Raw genomic sequence first — 18,241 nt, forward strand, 5'->3', positions numbered from 1 at the left:
CTTCGTTGCTGTGCAGCCGTCTGCAAGAGCTGTATCTCATGTTTGTCTCGATACTGCTCACTGATATCGCACGCGGCGTCGGACACGTCCCGGCGGCGAAAACGGGTGAAGAGACAGTCGGTCGCCGCGACGAACTCGGTCAGTGCCCTGCGGTCTGCGACTGAGATAGTACCTCCCGGGTCGTCGCTGCCAGCGACGCGTAGAACGCTTCGCGTGTCTCTGCCTCGACTTGCCTGAGAAACGCGTCAGCCCACGCAGCGAGGTGCTCCGAGAGGAACTGGTCAAGCTGTTCGTTGAGACCCGCTTCTGCCAGATAGGCGGCGAACTCCAGTTCCGTGGCAATGTGGTCTGGGAGGTCCGGATGGTCAGCCGCGGGCTGGACGCCGAACTCGCTGTACCAGCGCACGACAGCCATCGTGGCTGGCCCATTAACCGGACCGAGTTCGTCCGGGTCGTCACCGTCGCGGTGGACGCTTTCGTAGGGTGGACACGGTGGGCCCGCTGGACCGATAAACAGGCGGGTGTACTCGGCGCGAAGACGGCGCAAGTCGACCGAGTCGATGTCGCCGACCACCGGGACCAGTTCGCCGGTCTCAATGGCGTCGATCAGCTGTTCGGTCGGTTCCCGCCAGCATTCGGCGAGGACGGCGTAGGTCGCCGCGGCATCCGACCGAAATCCGTCACTGCCAGTATCGTGTTCGGCTGCTTGCTCGCGCTTGGCGGGGGCATCAGTCTGTCTGGTCATTGTCGCTCCTGTCTCCCACCGTCAGTCGCGTACGATTCCTGTCTACCGACTCGCTGAATCGGCACGTATTTCAGGCCGAGCGTGACGATGAATGCGCCGAAGGCGACGATACCGAGGGTGACAGCCACTTCGACCAGCGTCGGGGTGTAGGCTCCCGCAGTCGCCCAGATGTCTGTCGTGATGCCAGCGTATTCGCCGCCAATCGAGATGCCCGGCGGGAGGTCGATGTTGGCAACCTCGTACCCCGTAAACACCAGCCGGATCCCTTCGAACATCGTGCCGAAGACCGCAAGCAGGCTCGCAGTGAAGATGACCGACACGCGCTTCCGGAGCGATGGAATCATCAGCATGACGAGCGGGACCGCCCCACCGAGGACCGTCCAGAGCCAGAAGTAGACGGACTCGCCAATGAGGAAGCTACTGGTGATGGCCCAGAACTCGAAGTGGTTCGCCCAAGCGTGTGGGAGTCGTTCGGCCGCGAGCAGGTACACCACGTGGAGCGCGAGGAAGATACCGAGTATCTTGCCGAGACTCGTGAGTTCCTCCCGGTCGACCTCGTAGTTCGTGAGCCGGTCCGCGAGTACCGACACGACGAGCAACAGCCCGAGTCCGGAGACGAGCGCCTTGGCGATGAACACCGGTGCGACGAGGGGGCTGAACCAGTCGCCCCGCCCGATCTGCGTCGCGAAAATCCACCCGGTCACCGAGTGGAGCGCGACTGCGGTCGGGAGTGCGACTGCTGCGGTCCAGAACATGAGCGTGCGGTCACGCTCGCGTCCAGCATCGGTGTCGGGGACACCCAGTGCGAGTCGCGACCCGCGTGCGGCCAAATCGCGGCGGGTCAGAAGCCACAGATACCAGAGGTTTAACACGCCATAGAGGATGACGATGCCGAAGTCCCACACCATCGGCGAGCGGAAGTCCGGCGAGGTGAAGAACTGGTAGAGTCGCTCGGGCCGCCCGATATCCGGCAGGATGAGAAGTCCGGCGACGGTGATACACGCGAGGCTGACCAGCACGCCGAGCCGTGCGAACCCTTCGTAGCGGTGTGAGTGGAAGAACTTCGGTGCACTGGAGATGATGAGCCCCCCGGCAGACAGCCCAACGAACAGGACGAACATCATGATGTACAGCCCCCACGAGAAGACGTTTCGCATCCCCGTGGCGACAAGGCCCGTGGTAAGTTGGTAGCCCCAAGCTCCCAGTCCAGCGACCATGAGGGTCGCAAGTAGACCCAGCCACAGCTTGCCTTTCGTCCCGAAGGCAGGGATTGCGATCCGGGATGAGTCAGCGGCCATCAGTCGTCACCTCCGGACCCCACTGCTGGGACGTGTGGAACGGCATCACCCTCGATAGAGTGATGGCTTCCACCCGATTCGCTGCTGTCGCTTCCTCCGTCGTCAGATGGCACGTCCTCGGCCCCGTCGGACCACGGAGAAACATCGTCGAGTTCGCTCTCCAGTTTATCTGACGTTTGCGGCCGACCGGGACTCATCTCGCCGCTGATGTAGTGCGTCTTCGGGTCCGTCCCGCGGTCTTCGAGGAGCTGGTTCGTCTCGTACTCGTTGATGTATTTCGAGACGGTGCTGCCCTCGTCGTCGAGGTCGCCGAAGATGCGTGCGTCGGCCGGGCAGTTGACGACACAGGCCGGGTCGAGTCCTTCGTCGACGCGGTGGCTACAGAACGTACACTTCTCGACGACGCCCTGTGGCCGGGCGGCAACGTCGCCTGTTCCTTCCTCGGGCATGTGTTCGGGGTCGTCCCAGTTGAACACCCGTGCGTTGTACGGACAGGCGGCCATACAGTAGCGACAGCCGATGCACTTGTCGTAGTCGATCTCGACGATGCCGTCTTCCCGGGTGTACGTCGCGTTGACCGGGCAGACCTTCACACAGGGGGCGTTTTCGCAGTGTTGGCACGCCGTCGGCTGATACTGCATATCCAGCGACCCGCTACCGCCGTCGTCGGGGTAGCCACCGGATGGGGTGTCAATCTTGTCGCCGCCCTCCGTCAGGACGCGGTTCCAGAACTGCCCCATCGGGACGTTGTTCTCCTGTTTACACGACACTGCGCATGCCTGACAGCCGATACACCGCTCCTGATCGATTACTAGACCATAGTTCGTCATTGTCAGTCACCTCCTGCGCGTGCGTCGGCGCCAGCCCCGCGCGGGGTATCGGCTTCGTACCTGTCCGTGTCGACGTCATCTGGGGCCGGTTCGACCGCGACACGGACGTCGTAGAACGCCATCGTCTGGCCGACCTCACTGACCTCGTTGTGCGTGAGGTCTTGGAGGTGACCCTTGACGAAGTCGCGGCTCCACCACCCCTGATCGGTGTTGACCAGACCGGGCTGGAACGCGTCGTTGTACTTCGCCTTCACCACCATCTCGCCCCGGTCGTTGTACACCCGGACGTACTCGCCGTCCTCGATGCCGCGAGCCTTCGCATCCGACGGATGGATGTCGAGCTGCGGTTCGGGGTTGATTTCGCGCACCCAGTTCAGCATCTCGTACTGCGAGTGGATGCGGAACCGACTGTGCTTCTGCATGAACATCAGCGGGTACTCGTCGGCCTTCTCGTAGTCGTCGGCAGTCCGGTCTTCGAGCGGTCGCGGAACGTCGAACGTGACGCCCTCTTCACTCGGGGCGTCGTCGTCGTACATCTTGATGCGTCCCGTTTCGGTGGGGAACGCATCGGTGTACTTGACGATCGGGACGCTCTCTTTCTTCTGGGTCCCCTGTTCGAACAGCGTCTCGAAGTCGATATCGTCGTCTCGCCCGGCGAGTTTCCGGAGCATATCGCGTTTCGTCTCCGGGAAGCGATCGCCGTACCCGAATCGCTCCGCGAGTCCGCGGATGGCGTGGTAGTCGTCTTTGGTCTCCCACAGCGGTTCCTGCACCTTGTGGCGGTAACCGAGATGCGGATGGGACCCCCAGCCGGAAGTGATATCCTCCTGTTCGAACCAGTGGGGAACCGGGAGGATGATGTCGGCGTGCTGGACCGTGTCTGTGTGGTGCATGTCCGCGACCACGTACATATCGAGGCTTCTGATAGCCTCTCTGAACCGCTGTCGGTCCGGGAACTGGTTCCCCATCATGTTCGACTCGATGGAGTAGACGGCTCTGATTTTGTGCGGGTCGCCCTCGATCATCGCGTCGGGGTACTCGGGGAAGGTCAGCGACGGGCCGGGGTCGGCGTCGCTCGGGTTGGCCCAGTCGCCGGCGGCGAGCGTTGCCCCGCCCGAGTGGTGGGCGTGGATGTTCCCGTGCCGACCGTAGTCGCCGGTCAGCCCCATCAACATGGCGTAGGCCTGTCCGAAGACGTGCCCGTGTTTGTATCGGCCGATTGCGTAACTCGGGGCGATACCGCCGGGACCACGGGTTGCCAGCCACCGGATCGCAGTCCGGATGTTCGCAGCGTCGACACCGGTCGTCTCTGCGACATCCTCGGGCGCGTAGTCCGCCACGTGGTCTCGAAGCCGCGTCAGTGCCGTCTCGCACGCGACGCCGTCGATGGTGAACTCTCCAAAGAGCGCGTACGCACCGCCGGTTTCGGGTTCCAATGGGACCGGGCTACCGCTACCGCGTTCCACGGCGACGACCTGTTTCTCGCCGCCGTCTTCGAAGACATCGCTCGCCTTGAGCAACTCCCCGGTGTCCTTCCGGATCAGCGCCGGTGCGGTCGTCCGTTTCCGGAGGAAATCCTCGTCGTACGTCTCCTCCTCGAAGACGGTGTGCATCATCGCGAGCGCGAGGTGCACGTCTTTGCCGGGCTCGACAGGGAGCCACAGGTCCGCCTTCGACGCCGTCGTCGTGTACACCGGGTCGACCACGACGAGTTTCGCCCCGCTCTCGACGGCGTCGAGAATCTTCGAGGCGTCCATCTGGAACTGACTGGAGAAGATATCCGACCCCCACACGATGATGGTGTTCGCGTTCTCCCAGTCTTCGGCCTCGTTCGTCGGTGGAAGGAAGGCACCGACGCCAGTGACGCGGTTGAAGCCGCGGCCGACGTTGGTATCGATACCCCAAGCGGACTGGGTCGCGCCGAAGAGAGAGGCGAGGCGCTTGAACGACTTACCCGACTGCCCGTAGTTCCCCGACCCTTCGTGGAAGAGCACGCTCTCTGCGCCGTGGGCCGCTTTCAGCGACTGCATTTTGTCGGCGACTAAATCGAGTGCCTCGTCCCAAGAGACCCGCTCGAACTCGGCGTCCGGACCGCGTCCGTCGGGGTTAGGCTCGTCGGGCGACCAGTCTGTGCGCTTCATCGGATACTTCAGTCTGGTCGGGTCGTACACGCGCTGAGTGTGCGAGAGGCCGAGGACGCAGGCCCGCTTGTACTGCTCGTCTTCGGGCGGGTGTGGCTCGACCTTCTTCACCTGTCCGTCACGGACGTGAACGTCGATGGGGCACTTCCCGCGACAGTTCGGCGAACAGACGGTCTGGATGACATCGTTTTGCCCGACATAGCTCTCGATGCCGGCGTTTCGCTTGGCTGTCCCAGTTCCGTCTTCGCTTTCGACCAGCGTCTGGAAGAACTCGCCCCCGCCAAGACCGAGGGCAGCGGCTGCTCCGCTGGCTTTCAGTACGTCACGTCGGTAAACGCCATCGTCGTCAGTCATCGTCGAATCCCTCAGGTTTGGTCGGCCGCTCGTCTTCACCGAACTCTGCCAGTATCTCCTCGTGGTACTTTTCGTGGAATTCGGCGTCGCTCAGTTCCCCGTTCGAGACACGAATCGCGTCACGAGCCATCCGTAGTCCCAAATCAGTGTCGTACTCGACGCCGTCAAGCATCGCTGCTGCTTCGTCTTCCCACTCATCAATCGGCGTCAATCTCGGCTGCTGTGGGTCATTCATGGCTCTAGTTATCGGTTCCTCTCGGAGTTCGGTAGGAAGCGCGCTGTATTATGAAGTGGTTTAAATGGGGGTAGAACATCAGCAGGCCACTCAGAGGAACCGAAAAGTGGCGCAGGTGGGCCATTCAGACGCCAATAGCGGCGAAGAGCATGAGACATATAGGATCATCGTCACGACCCTATCCCACCAAGGAACACCTGTGCACGCTCAAGTCGGTCAGCAACCGAAGGCAGTCACTACCGCTATCAGTACACCTCGGTCAAAAGGAAAGTCTACGGGTCAAAAGCAGCCGTCGTGAGTTTCGATTCGACGGCGTTCAGGCGTTGAGAGAGTGCGGACTTCGAGATGCCAAGCGTAGCTGCGAGTTCATCAAGGGTCGTCTGTCGTGGCGTCTGATAGTAGCCTTCGTCGACCGCAAGTATCGCTGCTTCCCGTTGTTTTGCCGTGAGACAAGAGAGGTCAACTGTAGCAGGGTCCGATTCGGTCGCGTCGTCCTGTCGGGATGTCAGCCGTCGCAGACGCACTCGGTCAGCGGCCGATTGCAACTGGTCGACTAGCTCACTGATGACGCTCCGGTCTGAGACGTACGTCTCGATAAAAAGCGAGTCACCGTCTACGCGCCGGGTTCGTGGAACACACCCGACCTCGCTAAACGCGAGACAGAGGCAGGCGTCCCCGACCTGATTTGTCGAATGGAGAACCCGTTCAGAACCGGCCTCGTCAGTGACAGTCATCTCCGCGTGACAGACCCCGTCGTTGATCTGGTTCTGCGCGTTTTCGATGGCTGAATCCGGCTCCGAAAGCGGACACGAACAGTCATCGGGCAGTTCAATTTCGAACAGCACTTTGAGGGTTCGTTCTTTCGCAGTCCCCGATGCCCCCCCTGTGAGCCCGCTTTCGGATTGGTCCATCCTGCCTGCTCGTCATCCATCGTCAGTTAAATGCATTTTGTCATTCTCGTTGAAATCCGCAGATTACGGCCAGATTGTGCCTGTTTTTCTATGTTTAGAATATCTCTCCTCGGAGTCACAGCGGCGGTCCTCACGTCTCGGTGACAGCGTTCGTTCTGCTGTCGGAGAACCGACTGCACGACTCCGTTTGGCCGTAACCGGCGGAGGCTGCCCGAGAGAGAGAGCGTTGTCAGAGGCCCGCGCAGTGGTGTCACCACATTCACAAGATAAATGCCGCCTCCGCCTGATACACAGATAATGGTCCTCTCGGACGTTTTGCTCGCCCCCCTAGGACTGGTGGCCCTCCTCCTTGCGGTGCCGATAGTGGTGCTGTATCTCATCCGGCCGGACCCGCAGGAACTCACGCTGCCGACGTTCCAGTTTCTCGTCGCCGGAGAACGCCAGCAATCAGCGACACCGTTTCTCGAACGGATTTCCCGCAGCCTTCTCCTGCTGTTGCAGGTGCTGGTCGTGCTGGTACTCGCGGTCGGACTTGCGACACCGTACATCACCGTCTCCGAACGAGCGACGGTCGAGGAGACGGTCATCGTCGTCGACACGAGCGCGTCCATGCAGACCGACGCAGATGGTCAGACACGCTTCCAGCAGGCCGTCGCAACCGCTCGGGAGGAGGTGACGGGGACGACGTCCGTCGTTACGACGACTAACGGCGGTGAAGTGGTGCTCCAGCGTGGCACACCGACATCGGCTCAGGGAACGCTAGACGGGCTCAGCCCGACGGACGCGCCGGGTGACCTCAGCGGCGCTATCTCGCAGGCGGCCTCACTCGCCGGAGAGAACGCCAGAGTCGTCGTGCTGAGTGACTTCGCGGGCGAGGAGTGGGCCACCGCGGTCACGACAGCTCGCGGGCGCGGGCTCTCCGTCGACCTCCGACAGCTCAACGGCGGCGGGGACGCGAACGTCGGCTTCATCGACCGCCGGTTCTCCGGTTCGGCGGTGACGCTCTCGGTGAAAAACTACGGCGACTCGGCCGTCACTCGGACCGTTCAGCTCGGCACTACCCAGCAGGAGATTCGGCTCGGTCCCGATGACGTGGGGTCGGTGACGCTGCCGGTCCCAGCCGGCGGGAGCGAAGCCCGGCTCAGCCCGGGCGATAGTTTCGCGGCCGACGACAGCGTCTACATTGCCGCGCCGGAGGACGCGGCCGTCGACGTACTGGTGCTGACAAACGACCGGAACCGGTATCTGACCACCGCGCTGTCGGTCGTCGACCGGGTGAACGTGACGGTCAGGCAACCGCCGACGACGATTCAGGGCGGCTACGACGTGATTCTGTACAGCAACATCGACAAGCGGTCACTGCTCCCCGGGAACGTCGAAAGCGGGCGCGAGCTGGTCGAGGACGGCGGTGGTGTAGCGGTACTCGCACAGGACGACCTGCCACAGCGGTATCAAAACATCCTGCTCATCGAGCCCGGCGAGATTCGAACGGGCGCGACAGTTGGCCAGACGGCACAGACACAGCTCACTCGCGGCATCGACTTTCAGCCCCCGGACGAGTACATTGTCGGCTCGCTTCGTTCCGGGTCGGCACAGGTGCAACTGGGCGACGGGACGCCACTCATCGCGACCGAATCTCGAAACGGCGGACGAATCATGTACTACGGTTACATCGAGGACCGATCCAGCTTCAAATTCAACTACCAGTACCCCGTGTTCTGGAAGCGGGCAGTGTACTACCTCGCGGACAGGGAACAGCTCTCGGCTCTGAACCACGAGACCGGTGAGGCCGTCCGGTTCGGGAACACCACCGTCGAAGGGCCGGCCGGCTCCGTCTCCGGGAACTCGGTCCCGCTCCAGCGGGCCGGCTTCTATCGCAGCGAGAGCCGGCAGGTGAGCGCCTCGCTGCTGGACGAAGGCGAGTCAAACACCGACGCCGAAGCGCTCGATGACCGCTCCGGAACGGCCGGGAATCTGACCCGAACCGAGCAGCGGTCGGTGCCACAGCCGCTGACCGAGTACTTCGCACTGGGCGGGCTGGTGCTTGCACTGGCCGAGGTCGGCTATCTGCGCCGACGGGGTGACCTCTGATGGCGGTGTCCTACACTCTCGCGGAGGGGCTCACCGTCGGCGTCGAACACCTCTGGCCGCTGTTGGTCCTTCCGGTCGCCGTCGTCGTCCTCACGTATCTCATCCGGCGTGGCGACGGCGGACCGCGGTCGGCCTCGAACCGGAGCCGCCGGCTCCTGCTTGCCAGCCGCGTGCTCATCGTCTGCCTGCTCGTGCTGGGCGCGATGGAACCGTACACCGTCCAGACCCGCGAGACACCGGGTGAGCCGGGCGTGACACTGCTGACAGATGACTCCGCGAGCATGGGTGTCTATCCGAACACGACCGACGCGCTGGTACAGGACATCGAAAGCGAGGGCGTGCCAGTGACGAGGGCGACAATCGGCAGCGGGTCGAACTCGCGTATCGGCGACGGCGTGGCGGCGAACCTGCAGGAGAACGGCACGGTCGTCGTCATCTCTGACGGCCGCGTCACGGAAGGACGGAGTCTGTCGATGGCAGCGGAGCAAGCCACCTCGCTCAACGCGACGGTCCACAGCGTCACGCCCCAGTCGCCACGCACCGAGCGCGCTGTGGCGATAACGGGACCATCGACGGTGAGCCGCGGCGTCCAGTCACAGTACACCGTCTCGATGGACGGCGTGAACGTCCTCGAACCCGTGCCCGTGGAGGTGACCATCGACGGCGAGACGGTCACCGAGGGTGAACTCCGGCCGGACGGCACGCTCACCGTCGACCACACGTTCGAGGAAATCGGGTCACACCGCATGACCGCGACGCTGTCCGGCGACGACGAGTACGCCCGAAACGACGTGTTCTACAAGAGCGTCCGCGTCGTCGAACAGCCCGACGTACTGTACGTCTCACAGGGCGAGTACCCGCTCCGGAACTACCTCGACTCGCTGTACAACGTCTCGACAGCCTCCTCGGTGCCGGCGGACCTCGATGAGTACGCCGCTGTCGTCATGCAAGACACGCCGTCGGGAAACATCGGGAACGCAACCGCGCTGCAGGACTTCGTCATCAACGGCGGCGGACTGGTCGTTGCGGGCGGTGACAACGCCTACGAGAACGGCGGCTACGAAACGTCGCAAGTGGCCTCGATGCTCCCGGTCCGCGTCGGGAACGCCACCGGCGGCGAGTCGAACATCGTCATCCTCGTCGACGTGTCCGGCAGCGCTGAGAGCGGCCTTTCGATACAGAAGGCCGTCGCCTTAGACGTGCTCGACCAGCTCGGCGACGAGAATCAGGTCGGCGTCGTCGCGTTCAACCACAACGCGTACCGCGTCTCGGAGATGCAACCGCTCGGACAGAACCGAGCGGAGACCGCCGACAAGATACGCCGGCTGGAAAGCGGTGGTGCAACCGATATCGCTGTCGGCCTTCAGGGGGCCGACGAACTGCTTGGTGACCGCGAAGGGACAATAATCCTGCTCAGCGACGGTCAGGACCAGCTCGGCCCCCCGGCGGCCGTCGCCAACCAACTGGGCCGTGAGGGGACGCGCGTCGTCTCCGTCGGCGTCGGCAAGCGGGTCGGCGTCGCGACGATGCGCCAGATAGCCAGCGAGTCCGGTGGCTCGTACTTCGCCGCCGACGAGACCGAGCGGCTGCGGCTGCTCTTTGGCGGCTCGTCACGGCGCTATCAAGGGGAGAACCTCACCATCGTCACGGAGGACACGTTCATCACCTCCGGTGTCGAGCTGACGGCGAACCTCGGTCAGGCCAACAACGTCCGGGTCAAGCCCGGAGCCGACTATCAGGTCGCCACGGCTGACGGGAAGCCGGCCATCGCCTCTTGGCGGTTCGGGTTGGGTCGCGTGGTCTCTATTACCGCCTACGATTCTGACAACACGCTGGGCGGCCTGCTCGGCCGGCCGGACTCGCTGGTCGTCACGAAATCGGTCAACTATGCCGTAGGTGACCCGATGCGAACACAGACCGGTGTTACGGCGGTCAGCGACGCCCGAGTGGGGAGTCCGACGACGCTGACCTACCAAGGAGACTCCCGACCGGACGCCGAAAACGTGTCCGTCCGGCAGGTCGGCGACGGTCGATATCGCGGTGAGTTCACGCCCCGGGAGGCGGGGTTCCAGACTGTTCTCAACACGGAATACGCGGCGAACTATCCCGTCGAGTACGGTGCTTTCGGCCCGAGTGAGGGCCTCGATGCGCTCGTCGAAACAACGGAGGGACAGACCTTCAGTCCGGACCAAGGCGAGCAGATAGCCAGTGAGGCACGCCAGAAATCCACCCGGGTCCGCACCGTTCGAGACACTTGGGACTGGGTCGCCCTGCTCGGCGCGCTCCTGCTTTTCACCGGCGAGGTGGTCGCCCGGCGTGTTCAAGTGTACCGCGGCCGCACCTCTCTGGAGAGTGGTCTCCCGTGAGCGCAATCGGCCGCCGGATCAACCTCGGACTCGTGGTGTTCGTCGTTCTCTCTATGGTCGGCACTGGCGGCACGACAGTACTGTATCAGGACTCCGCGAGCGAACTGCGTTCGCAGAACCAAGAGCTCCGCCAGCAAAACGCCGACCTCCGAGGAAACCTCGACGAGACCCGGAGTAAGCTCGACTCCACCCAGACCCGTGTCGACGATCTCGAAGACCAGTTGGAGACCCGGTCAGAAGACGTCGATCAGGTCGCGACCAATCTGAACCAGACGGAAGAACAGCTGAATGCCACAGAGGGCCAACTTGCGGAGACCCGGCAGTCGCTCCGCGAGAGCGAGGACCGCGTCGAAGAACTGGAGGGGACAGTCGATGACCTGCAAGACGAGCGCGACACGCTCGAAAATGAGGTCGATGACCTCGAGTCGACAATCGACGACCTCGAAGGCGAGAATGAAGACCTTGAAGAACAGGTGTCGGACCTCAACGATGAGATTGGTGACCTAGAGAACGAGATCGATACCCTCAACGAAAAGATAGAGACTCTCGAATCGGAGAATCAGGAGCTCAGGAACCGCCTCAACCGGGCCTGTGGCGCGCTTGACAGCACAAACGAGACCACAAGCGCTTGTGAGGGGGTCTGACAGTGAGAGACGAAACCACATCTGACACGTCTGGCTCAGCTAGCAGCGGGAGTGAGACAGCGTCTATGGAGGAAGCCGACAGGTCGGACTCGCGCCGTCAGATGGCAAGCGCGCTCAACGAAATCAGACGCGAGGGCAAGAAGGCGGCGTTCGTCTACGCCATCGTCGATTCGGTACTGATCTTTCTCCTAGTGAACATCTGTCTGACTGTCCTCTCGCCGGCCGAACTGCCGACACAGGTGTCGGTTCCCGCAGCAGTGACGGACCCGGTCGGCACGACCGTCGGCCGCTCGATATCGGGGCTGTCCTTCCCCACGGGCGCAGTCGTCGGCATCGTCGTCGGAGCGGTCTGGTTCGTCGGCGAGTATCTGTACCGGGTCCGCCAGCCGCTCGTCGAGCAGTTCGAGGCGGCGAACGCGGGCGTCACCGACGCGCTCCGAACGGCGCGGGACGCGGTCGAGGACGGGGCCGAGACGCGGATGGCGGCCCGGCTCTACGAGGACGTGCTCGACGGCCTGAAGCAGAGTTCGAGCGTCGCACTCGTCGACAGCCGGCGGCTTATCGGAACGCTCGTCGTCGTCATCCTGCTGAGTCTGGCGACAGTGCAGGTGGCCGTCGTCGATATCGCTCTCCTCGACCGCGACCCAGTCGAGACAGAATCGCCGAACGACCGGCCCAGCGAGTACGAGGGGCTCGAAGACGGCGACGCGATACTCGGCGACAGCGAGGACGTGCAGGCCGGCGACGAGAACCTTACCGCCGAGATCGATTCGACAGGCGGCGACGAGGAGATCGACCGGAGCCAGTCGTTCCCGTCGTCGGACACCGGTGGACCGGGGAGCACCAGCGGCACAGTCGACAGCCAGCAGGCCGGATTCGCCGGACAGGAAGACGTCGAGGACGCGGACCTCATCCGCGAGTACAATCTGCGGATTCGAGACCAAGAGACGGACGACGAGGACACCGACCCATGAGCTCAGAGCAAGACATCGACGCGCTACAGCAGAAGATCGCGAACGCACGTGAACAGATCGCCACGCGGATCGTCGGCCAAGAGGAGGTACTGGAGCAGTTGCTCATCTGTATCTTGGCCGACGGGAACGCGCTGCTCGAATCAAACCCGGGACTGGGGAAGACGACGATGGTCCGTACCGTCGCGGAGGTGACCGACCTCCAGTTCTCCCGGATACAGAACACACCCGACCTGATGCCCTCCGACATCACTGGGACCGAGATTATCCGCGAGACCGACAGCGGCCGCGAGTTCGTCTTCGAGAAGGGGCCGGTGTTCGCAAACGTCGTGCTGGCCGACGAGATCAACCGGGCGACACCGAAGACACAGGCCGCCCTGCTGGAAGCGATGCAGGAGAAACAGGTGACCGCCGCGGGCGAGACCTACGAACTGCCACGCCCCTTCTTCATTCTGGCGACCCAGAACCCCATCGACCAGTCAGGGACCTACGCGCTCCCGGAGGCCCAGACCGACCGCTTCATGCTGAAGCTGCTGGTCGACTACCCCGACTACGACGAGGAACGGACCATCGTCGATATGTACACCGCCGGGGCAGAGCAGGTGCCTGTCGAGCGCTCGCTGACCCGTTCGGAGATTCAGGAGGTCCAGCAGCTCGTCCGCGAGATGCCCATCGCCGACAACCTGCGCGACCGGGCGGTCCAGCTCGTCCGCCGGACCCGCGAGGCCGACGACATCGAGTTCGGGGCCAGCCCGCGAGCGAGCATGGCACTGGTCCAGACGGCGAAAGCGCGGGCGTTCCTCCACGGCCGCTCGCACGTCACGGGCGAGGACATCGAGGCGCTCGCCGCGCCCGTCCTCCGGCACCGGATCATCGTGGACTTCCGGGCCGAGCGTGAGGGCCGGACAGCGGACGACCTCATCGCATCGCTGCTGGAATGAGCCACCTAGTGACTGCGGTTTGGCGGGCGGCCCAGCAGGAGGGGGAGAGATAGCCGTGACCATCGAACCGGACTTCCTCGACGAACTCGGTCGGTTCACTGCGGCCTTGAACCGCCAGACGACCTCGATTCGACAGGGCGACCAGCAGTCCCCGCGGGTCGGTGAGGGGCTCACGTTCAGCGACTACCGCCGCTACTCGCCGGGTGACGACACGCGGCGGATCGACTGGAAGCTGTTCGCCCGCACAGAGGAGTACTTCATCAAGCAGTACGAGGAAGAGCGGAGTCTGACCGTCCATCTGCTCGTCGACACGAGCGCATCGATGGACTACGGTGACGAGTTGAGTCACAAGTTCGAGTACGCCGCCAAACTCGGACTCGGCTTCGCGTACCTCACGGCCGAGGAGAACAACGACTTCCAGTTCTGTACCTTCCGTGACCGGGTGGAACGTATCGACACGGGCCAGTCGAACCGTGGAGAACTCCTCTCGCTCATCGACCAGCTGAACGAAATGACACCCGACGGGACGGCCGATTTCGAATCCGCACTGGAGGCCTACGCCGAACGCATCCGCTCGCGCTCGCTCGTCGTCGTGTTCAGCGACTGCCTGACCGAACCGGAGGCACTCGAGTCCGGCGTCGCCGCGCTCGCACGCAACGACGCTGACGTGCTACTGGTCCGGGTGGTCGCCCCAGCAGAACGGGACCCCGGCGTCGTCGGTGACGTGCTGTTTGCCGACCCCGAAAGCGATGAGACACGCCGGTCGTATTTCAGCGGCTCACTGGCCGAGACGTACCAATCGCGGCTCGACGCACACGTCGATTCGGTCTCGAATCGCGTCACAGCACTCGGCGCAGACCATGTGCTGGTCGATACCGGCGAAGACTACTTCGACTCCTTTGCAAGCATCTGGCTGCAGTAGGCAGATTGCGGCAGGGTCAGCTTACTCTGCGAGGATATGTGCTGGCAGGTCGTCGCGGATAATCGTATCGCAGTACTCACAGCGGACGCCGTCGTCGCCGACGGCAAAGCGCGAGTCGACGGGCTCGTTCTCGGTGGTGATGCAGTTGTGGTTCGGACATTCGAGGACACCTTCGACGACCGACGGGCGCTCGACACGGCGCTTTTCGATAACATCGTAGTCGCGGATGATGTTGATCGTCGCCGCGGGGGCGATGAGCGAGAGCACGTCGACCTCGTCTTGGGAAAGTTCGCGGCCTTCGACTTTGACCACGTCCTTGTGGCCCAGACGGTCGGAGGGCATATTCATCGCAACAGAGACAGAGTCGCCGCTGGTCCCGTCGATGCCGAGAATCGCCAGAACGTTCAGCGCCTGTCCGCCCGCGATGTGGTCGATGACGGTGCCGTTGCGGATCTTCGAGACGCGGAGTTGTTGGTCGTTGTCGCTCATTGGTCGCCTCCGAGCATCAGGTCAAGCAGAGCCATTCGCACCGGGACGCCGTTGTGGGCCTGCTGGAAGTACTGTGCGTGGATGGTCTCGTCGACATCGTGGGCGATCTCGTCGACGCGCGGGAGCGGGTGCATCACGGTCAGGTCGTCCTTGGCTGCTTCCAGCGTCTCGGCGTCGATCTGGTACTGGCCCGCGACTTCGCGGTACTCACTTTCGTCGGGGAAGCGCTCGGCCTGAATACGCGTCACGTAGAGCACGTCCAGATCGGGAAGAATCTCGTCGAGTTCGGTGTGCTCGCGGATACCCGCGCCGGCCTCATGGAGGTCGTAGCGGACCGAGCGCGGAAGCTGGAGCGACTCGGGACTGATGAAGTGCTGTCTGGCATCGACAGTCGTGAGCGCGTGAGCCAGTGAGTGGACCGTCCGGCCGTACTTCAGGTCGCCCATGATGCCGATAGTCAGGTCCTCAAAGCCCGCGTTCTCACGGATCGTATAGAGGTCGAGCAGCGTCTGTGTCGGGTGCTGACCGGCCCCGTCCCCGGCGTTGACGAGCGGCACGTCGACGAACTCACTCGCCATCTTTGCCGATCCCTCCATGGGGTGCCGGAGCACGAGCGCGTCGGTGTAGCCCTCGACGACGCGGACGGTATCGGCCAGTGACTCGCCTTTCTTCACGCTTGAGGACTCCACCGAGCCCATGTCGACGATGTCGCCGCCGAGGCGCTTCATCGCCGTGGTGAAGCTCATTTTCGTCCGGGTGCTCGGCTCGAAAAAGAGCATGCCAAGCAGCGTGTCGCTGTGCCGGTCCGCAAACGCCCCCGGGTCAGCCGCGATGTCGGCCGCGTGGTCGAGCACCGTCTCGATGTCGGCCCGCGAGAGTTGTTTCGCGCTGATGATGTGGTCGTGCCGCATTTCACTCGGTATCGCGCTCCGGACCGTCTTGAATCCCCCGACACGGGAATTGACCTGTCGCTTACATCATCAGGCCCGGTTTCGAGAACAGCGGCACTGGGTTCGAAATCGGGGTCAGGAAAGGTGTAGCAGCCGGAATAGCAGTACGAGGCGACCAGTCAAGGATTGCTCTGCCAGACATCGACGCGTGGCTCGGTGTAGGCCTTGCCGACGATGTCGGGGACGCCGTCGCCATCGAGGTCGACGACTTTCGCTTCGTGGGTGGGTACACCGGCATTCAGTTGTTTCCGCTCGAAGTTCCCCGCCCCATCGTTGTGGAACACGAACTGTCGGGGTTCGTGGCCTGTTTCCAGCCCCATCTCCGCGACGAAAATGTCGGGGTTACCGTCGCCGTCGAAGTCCGCTACGTCGAGGCTGTGCGGGTTCGAGAGGTCGTCGTGCAGCAGTGTCAGGTCCCACTCGGGCGGGTCGAACACGCCCAGTCTGGCCGGGCGATCGTCGAGATACGGTTCATCGCCCTCGACCAAGATTATCTCCAAATCACCGTCGCCGTCGACATCCTCAATAGCGACGCGGGTACACTGCCAGTCCTCGGCAATCGGCTCCCGATCCCACCCGTCGGCCGTTCGATGGAAGACGTTGGGGCCAGCGACGATTTCGGCTTCACCGTCACCGTCGACATCCTCGACAGCGACACCCTCGACGTCGAGGTCCTCGGCGACGACGTGGCGGTTCGCCACCGGCCACGGCTCTCGGGTCGGGTCTGTGGGAATATCGTAGTAGAACACGGTTTGGGATTCCTGTGACAGTCCGACAACCTCGTTCTGGCCGTCACCGTCAACATCCGCCACCGCGGTGTCATGGTACTTCTCGAAATCGTCAGTGATGAGCCGGCGTGTCCACTGCTTTCGCGGGTCGTTCGGTATCTCGAACCACCACAGTTTGTGCTGGTGGATGTTCTGGCCGGCCACCATGTCCGGGCGGCCGTTCCCCGTGATGTCGCCGATCGAACCACCGACGGAGAGCTCTGGTGCGCTGGCAACGTCGTGGCGCTCCCAGCCCGGGTTCTCGTACCAGAACACGTTCGTCTGGAGCCAGCGAGCCAGCGGCCCCATGCCGAACACAGATAGCAGGTCGACCGACTTGTCGACAAGTGGGAGTTGGACCTCGTGCTCGTCACCGAGCGCCCCAACAATGACATCCGGCCGGCCGTTCCCCGTGAGGTCGGTCGTGAGACAGAAGCTCATCGTACTCGCTGGCGGCGAGGCTTCGATGCGCTCGTGGTGGAGATTCATATCCCAGCCGTTCGGGTACAGCGGTATTGTTATAACCGGGCTAACACCGACCGACAGCTGTCACGAACTCGTAGCGGGCGTCCGGGTAGGGCTCCGGGTTCGAAGCTCGGACGCTGAGAGATGTGGGATAACGAGCGTGTCACACCCCACTGTTCGACACCGGCCCAGCAGATCTGACTCTCCGCCCAGCGCGGCTTCGATTTCCGGGCATTCTTATCGGTACACAAACGCTAGCAGACCTCATTCAAAACGGACTCAATCGGTTTGCCCATCGCCGCCGAAAGTACAGACCTGTTACGGACAGGAGGGGACAGCATCTGACCGCCGTATAAAAGTAGGCAACGGCCAACCGGCGTAAGTCAGTCCTTTCGTCCAGTTCGGTGGTCGATGTTCGTGACCGGCTACACAAGGATTCAAAACCGATAGACGGTCCATCCACCGTATGCTCGCAATCGCTGGCGGCAAGGGTGGCTGTGGGAAAACGACCATCGCTCTCGGAGTCGGTCAAGCACTGGGGACGCCGGCCAGACGGTCGCTGGTCGTGGACACCGATCGCGATATGCCGAACCTCCACCGTCGCGCCGGCGTAAATCCGACACCCGGAATCGCTGATATCACAGCCGCGGCCGAGCCGGCAACGGTTTCCCAGTCCGCCATAGCCGTCGAAAACGTCGACGTGGTCCCCTGTCAGGCCGCAACCGAAGCCGCTGTCGACACTGCTATCGGCAGTCTTCCTCGGAGTGGTCGCCCCGTAATACTCGACTGTCCGGCCGGCGCCGGCCCGGACGCCGCCCGCCCGCTACGGGTGGCTGACAGGACAGTGCTCGTGAGTACACCGACCCGCCAGAGCCTCACCGACACGGCCAAAACCGCGGCGATGGCCCGGGCACTCGACGCGCCACCCGCCCTCGCTGTACTGGTCGGCAGCGGCGGGTCGGTAGACCCGTCTGACCTGCTGTCCTGTCCGGCAACAGTCCACGTTCCGTCGGTGTCGAAGCCGCTGGAATCGGCCCGCGCTACGGCCAAATACGTCGAGATAGCGAACACTCTCACCAAGCGGAATACTTAATCTCGTGGCTAAATAACTTCTCAGTGGT

16 protein-coding genes are annotated in these 18,241 nt (G+C 63.1%); 7 read left to right on the forward strand and 9 right to left on the reverse strand.

Annotated features, from left to right (window positions below; translation table 11 throughout):
* Positions 1–139 precede the first annotated feature (139 nt).
* The 6 genes from Har1129_RS07005 to Har1129_RS07030 form a co-directional block, all read right to left on the reverse strand.
* Positions 140–745, reverse strand: coding sequence for a molecular chaperone (locus Har1129_RS07005; protein WP_151100011.1), 606 nt, complete (start codon positions 743–745; stop codon positions 140–142).
* The gene (nrfD, locus tag Har1129_RS07010; protein ID WP_151100012.1) at positions 742–2,043 is read right to left on the reverse strand and encodes an NrfD/PsrC family molybdoenzyme membrane anchor subunit; all 1,302 of its coding nucleotides are present in this window, start codon (positions 2,041–2,043) and stop codon (positions 742–744) included. The genes Har1129_RS07005 and nrfD overlap by 4 nt, the downstream gene beginning before the upstream one ends.
* A complete protein-coding gene (locus Har1129_RS07015) occupies positions 2,043–2,873 on the reverse strand; it encodes a 4Fe-4S dicluster domain-containing protein (protein WP_151100013.1) in 831 nt (276 codons plus the stop codon). The genes nrfD and Har1129_RS07015 overlap by 1 nt, the downstream gene beginning before the upstream one ends.
* Positions 2,874–2,875: 2 nt before the next feature.
* Positions 2,876–5,368: a molybdopterin-dependent oxidoreductase gene (locus Har1129_RS07020; protein ID WP_151100014.1), complete on the reverse strand. Its 2,493-nt coding sequence runs from the start codon at positions 5,366–5,368 to the stop codon at positions 2,876–2,878.
* Complete coding sequence (locus Har1129_RS07025) at positions 5,361–5,603, reverse strand: 4Fe-4S ferredoxin N-terminal domain-containing protein (protein WP_151100015.1); 243 nt, start codon at positions 5,601–5,603, stop codon at positions 5,361–5,363. Before Har1129_RS07025 ends, Har1129_RS07020 begins: the two co-directional genes overlap by 8 nt.
* A 272-nt stretch (positions 5,604–5,875) precedes the next feature.
* Positions 5,876–6,514 carry a helix-turn-helix domain-containing protein gene (locus Har1129_RS07030; RefSeq protein ID WP_151100016.1) on the reverse strand — a complete coding sequence of 213 codons (639 nt, stop codon included), beginning with the start codon at positions 6,512–6,514 and terminating at the stop codon, positions 5,876–5,878.
* A 297-nt stretch (positions 6,515–6,811) separates the two neighbouring features.
* Between Har1129_RS07030 and Har1129_RS07035 the strand changes: the two genes are divergently transcribed.
* The 6 genes from Har1129_RS07035 to Har1129_RS07060 all read left to right on the forward strand — a co-directional run bounded on the left by Har1129_RS07035 (position 6,812) and on the right by Har1129_RS07060 (position 14,449).
* On the forward strand, positions 6,812–8,605 hold the full coding sequence (locus Har1129_RS07035; RefSeq protein WP_151100017.1) for a VWA domain-containing protein: 1,794 nt from the start codon (positions 6,812–6,814) through the stop codon (positions 8,603–8,605).
* Positions 8,605–10,971: a vWA domain-containing protein gene (locus tag Har1129_RS07040; RefSeq protein ID WP_151100018.1), complete on the forward strand. Its 2,367-nt coding sequence runs from the start codon at positions 8,605–8,607 to the stop codon at positions 10,969–10,971. Before Har1129_RS07035 ends, Har1129_RS07040 begins: the two co-directional genes overlap by 1 nt.
* Positions 10,968–11,615, forward strand: a complete 648-nt coding sequence (locus tag Har1129_RS07045) for an AAA family ATPase (RefSeq protein ID WP_151100019.1) — start codon at positions 10,968–10,970, stop codon at positions 11,613–11,615. Before Har1129_RS07040 ends, Har1129_RS07045 begins: the two co-directional genes overlap by 4 nt.
* 65 nt (positions 11,616–11,680) lie before the next feature.
* A complete protein-coding gene (locus Har1129_RS07050; RefSeq protein ID WP_151100020.1) occupies positions 11,681–12,589 on the forward strand; it encodes a hypothetical protein in 909 nt (302 codons plus the stop codon).
* Positions 12,586–13,527, forward strand: a complete 942-nt coding sequence (locus Har1129_RS07055; protein ID WP_151100021.1) for a MoxR family ATPase — start codon at positions 12,586–12,588, stop codon at positions 13,525–13,527. The genes Har1129_RS07050 and Har1129_RS07055 overlap by 4 nt, the downstream gene beginning before the upstream one ends.
* 55 nt (positions 13,528–13,582) lie before the next feature.
* On the forward strand, positions 13,583–14,449 hold the full coding sequence (locus tag Har1129_RS07060; RefSeq protein ID WP_151100022.1) for a DUF58 domain-containing protein: 867 nt from the start codon (positions 13,583–13,585) through the stop codon (positions 14,447–14,449).
* Positions 14,450–14,470: 21 nt separating this feature from the next.
* Here Har1129_RS07060 and pyrI read toward each other — a convergent pair whose 3' ends face one another.
* The 3 genes from pyrI to Har1129_RS07075 all read right to left on the reverse strand — a co-directional run bounded on the left by pyrI (position 14,471) and on the right by Har1129_RS07075 (position 17,144).
* Positions 14,471–14,938 carry an aspartate carbamoyltransferase regulatory subunit gene (pyrI, locus tag Har1129_RS07065; RefSeq protein WP_151100023.1) on the reverse strand — a complete coding sequence of 156 codons (468 nt, stop codon included), beginning with the start codon at positions 14,936–14,938 and terminating at the stop codon, positions 14,471–14,473.
* Positions 14,935–15,849 (reverse strand): aspartate carbamoyltransferase, encoded by a 915-nt coding sequence (gene pyrB, locus Har1129_RS07070; RefSeq protein ID WP_151100024.1) that lies wholly within the window; start codon positions 15,847–15,849, stop codon positions 14,935–14,937. The genes pyrI and pyrB overlap by 4 nt, the downstream gene beginning before the upstream one ends.
* Before the next feature lie 158 nt (positions 15,850–16,007).
* The gene (locus Har1129_RS07075) at positions 16,008–17,144 is read right to left on the reverse strand and encodes a VCBS repeat-containing protein (protein WP_225307778.1); all 1,137 of its coding nucleotides are present in this window, start codon (positions 17,142–17,144) and stop codon (positions 16,008–16,010) included.
* 442 nt (positions 17,145–17,586) lie between these two features.
* Between Har1129_RS07075 and Har1129_RS07085 the strand changes: the two genes are divergently transcribed.
* Complete coding sequence (locus Har1129_RS07085; protein ID WP_151100026.1) at positions 17,587–18,213, forward strand: CDP-4-dehydro-6-deoxy-D-gulose 4-reductase; 627 nt, start codon at positions 17,587–17,589, stop codon at positions 18,211–18,213.
* Positions 18,214–18,241: the final 28 nt, after the last annotated feature.

The sequence above is a fragment of the Haloarcula sp. CBA1129 genome (assembly GCF_008729015.1).
In the GTDB taxonomy this organism is placed as follows: domain Archaea; phylum Halobacteriota; class Halobacteria; order Halobacteriales; family Haloarculaceae; genus Haloarcula.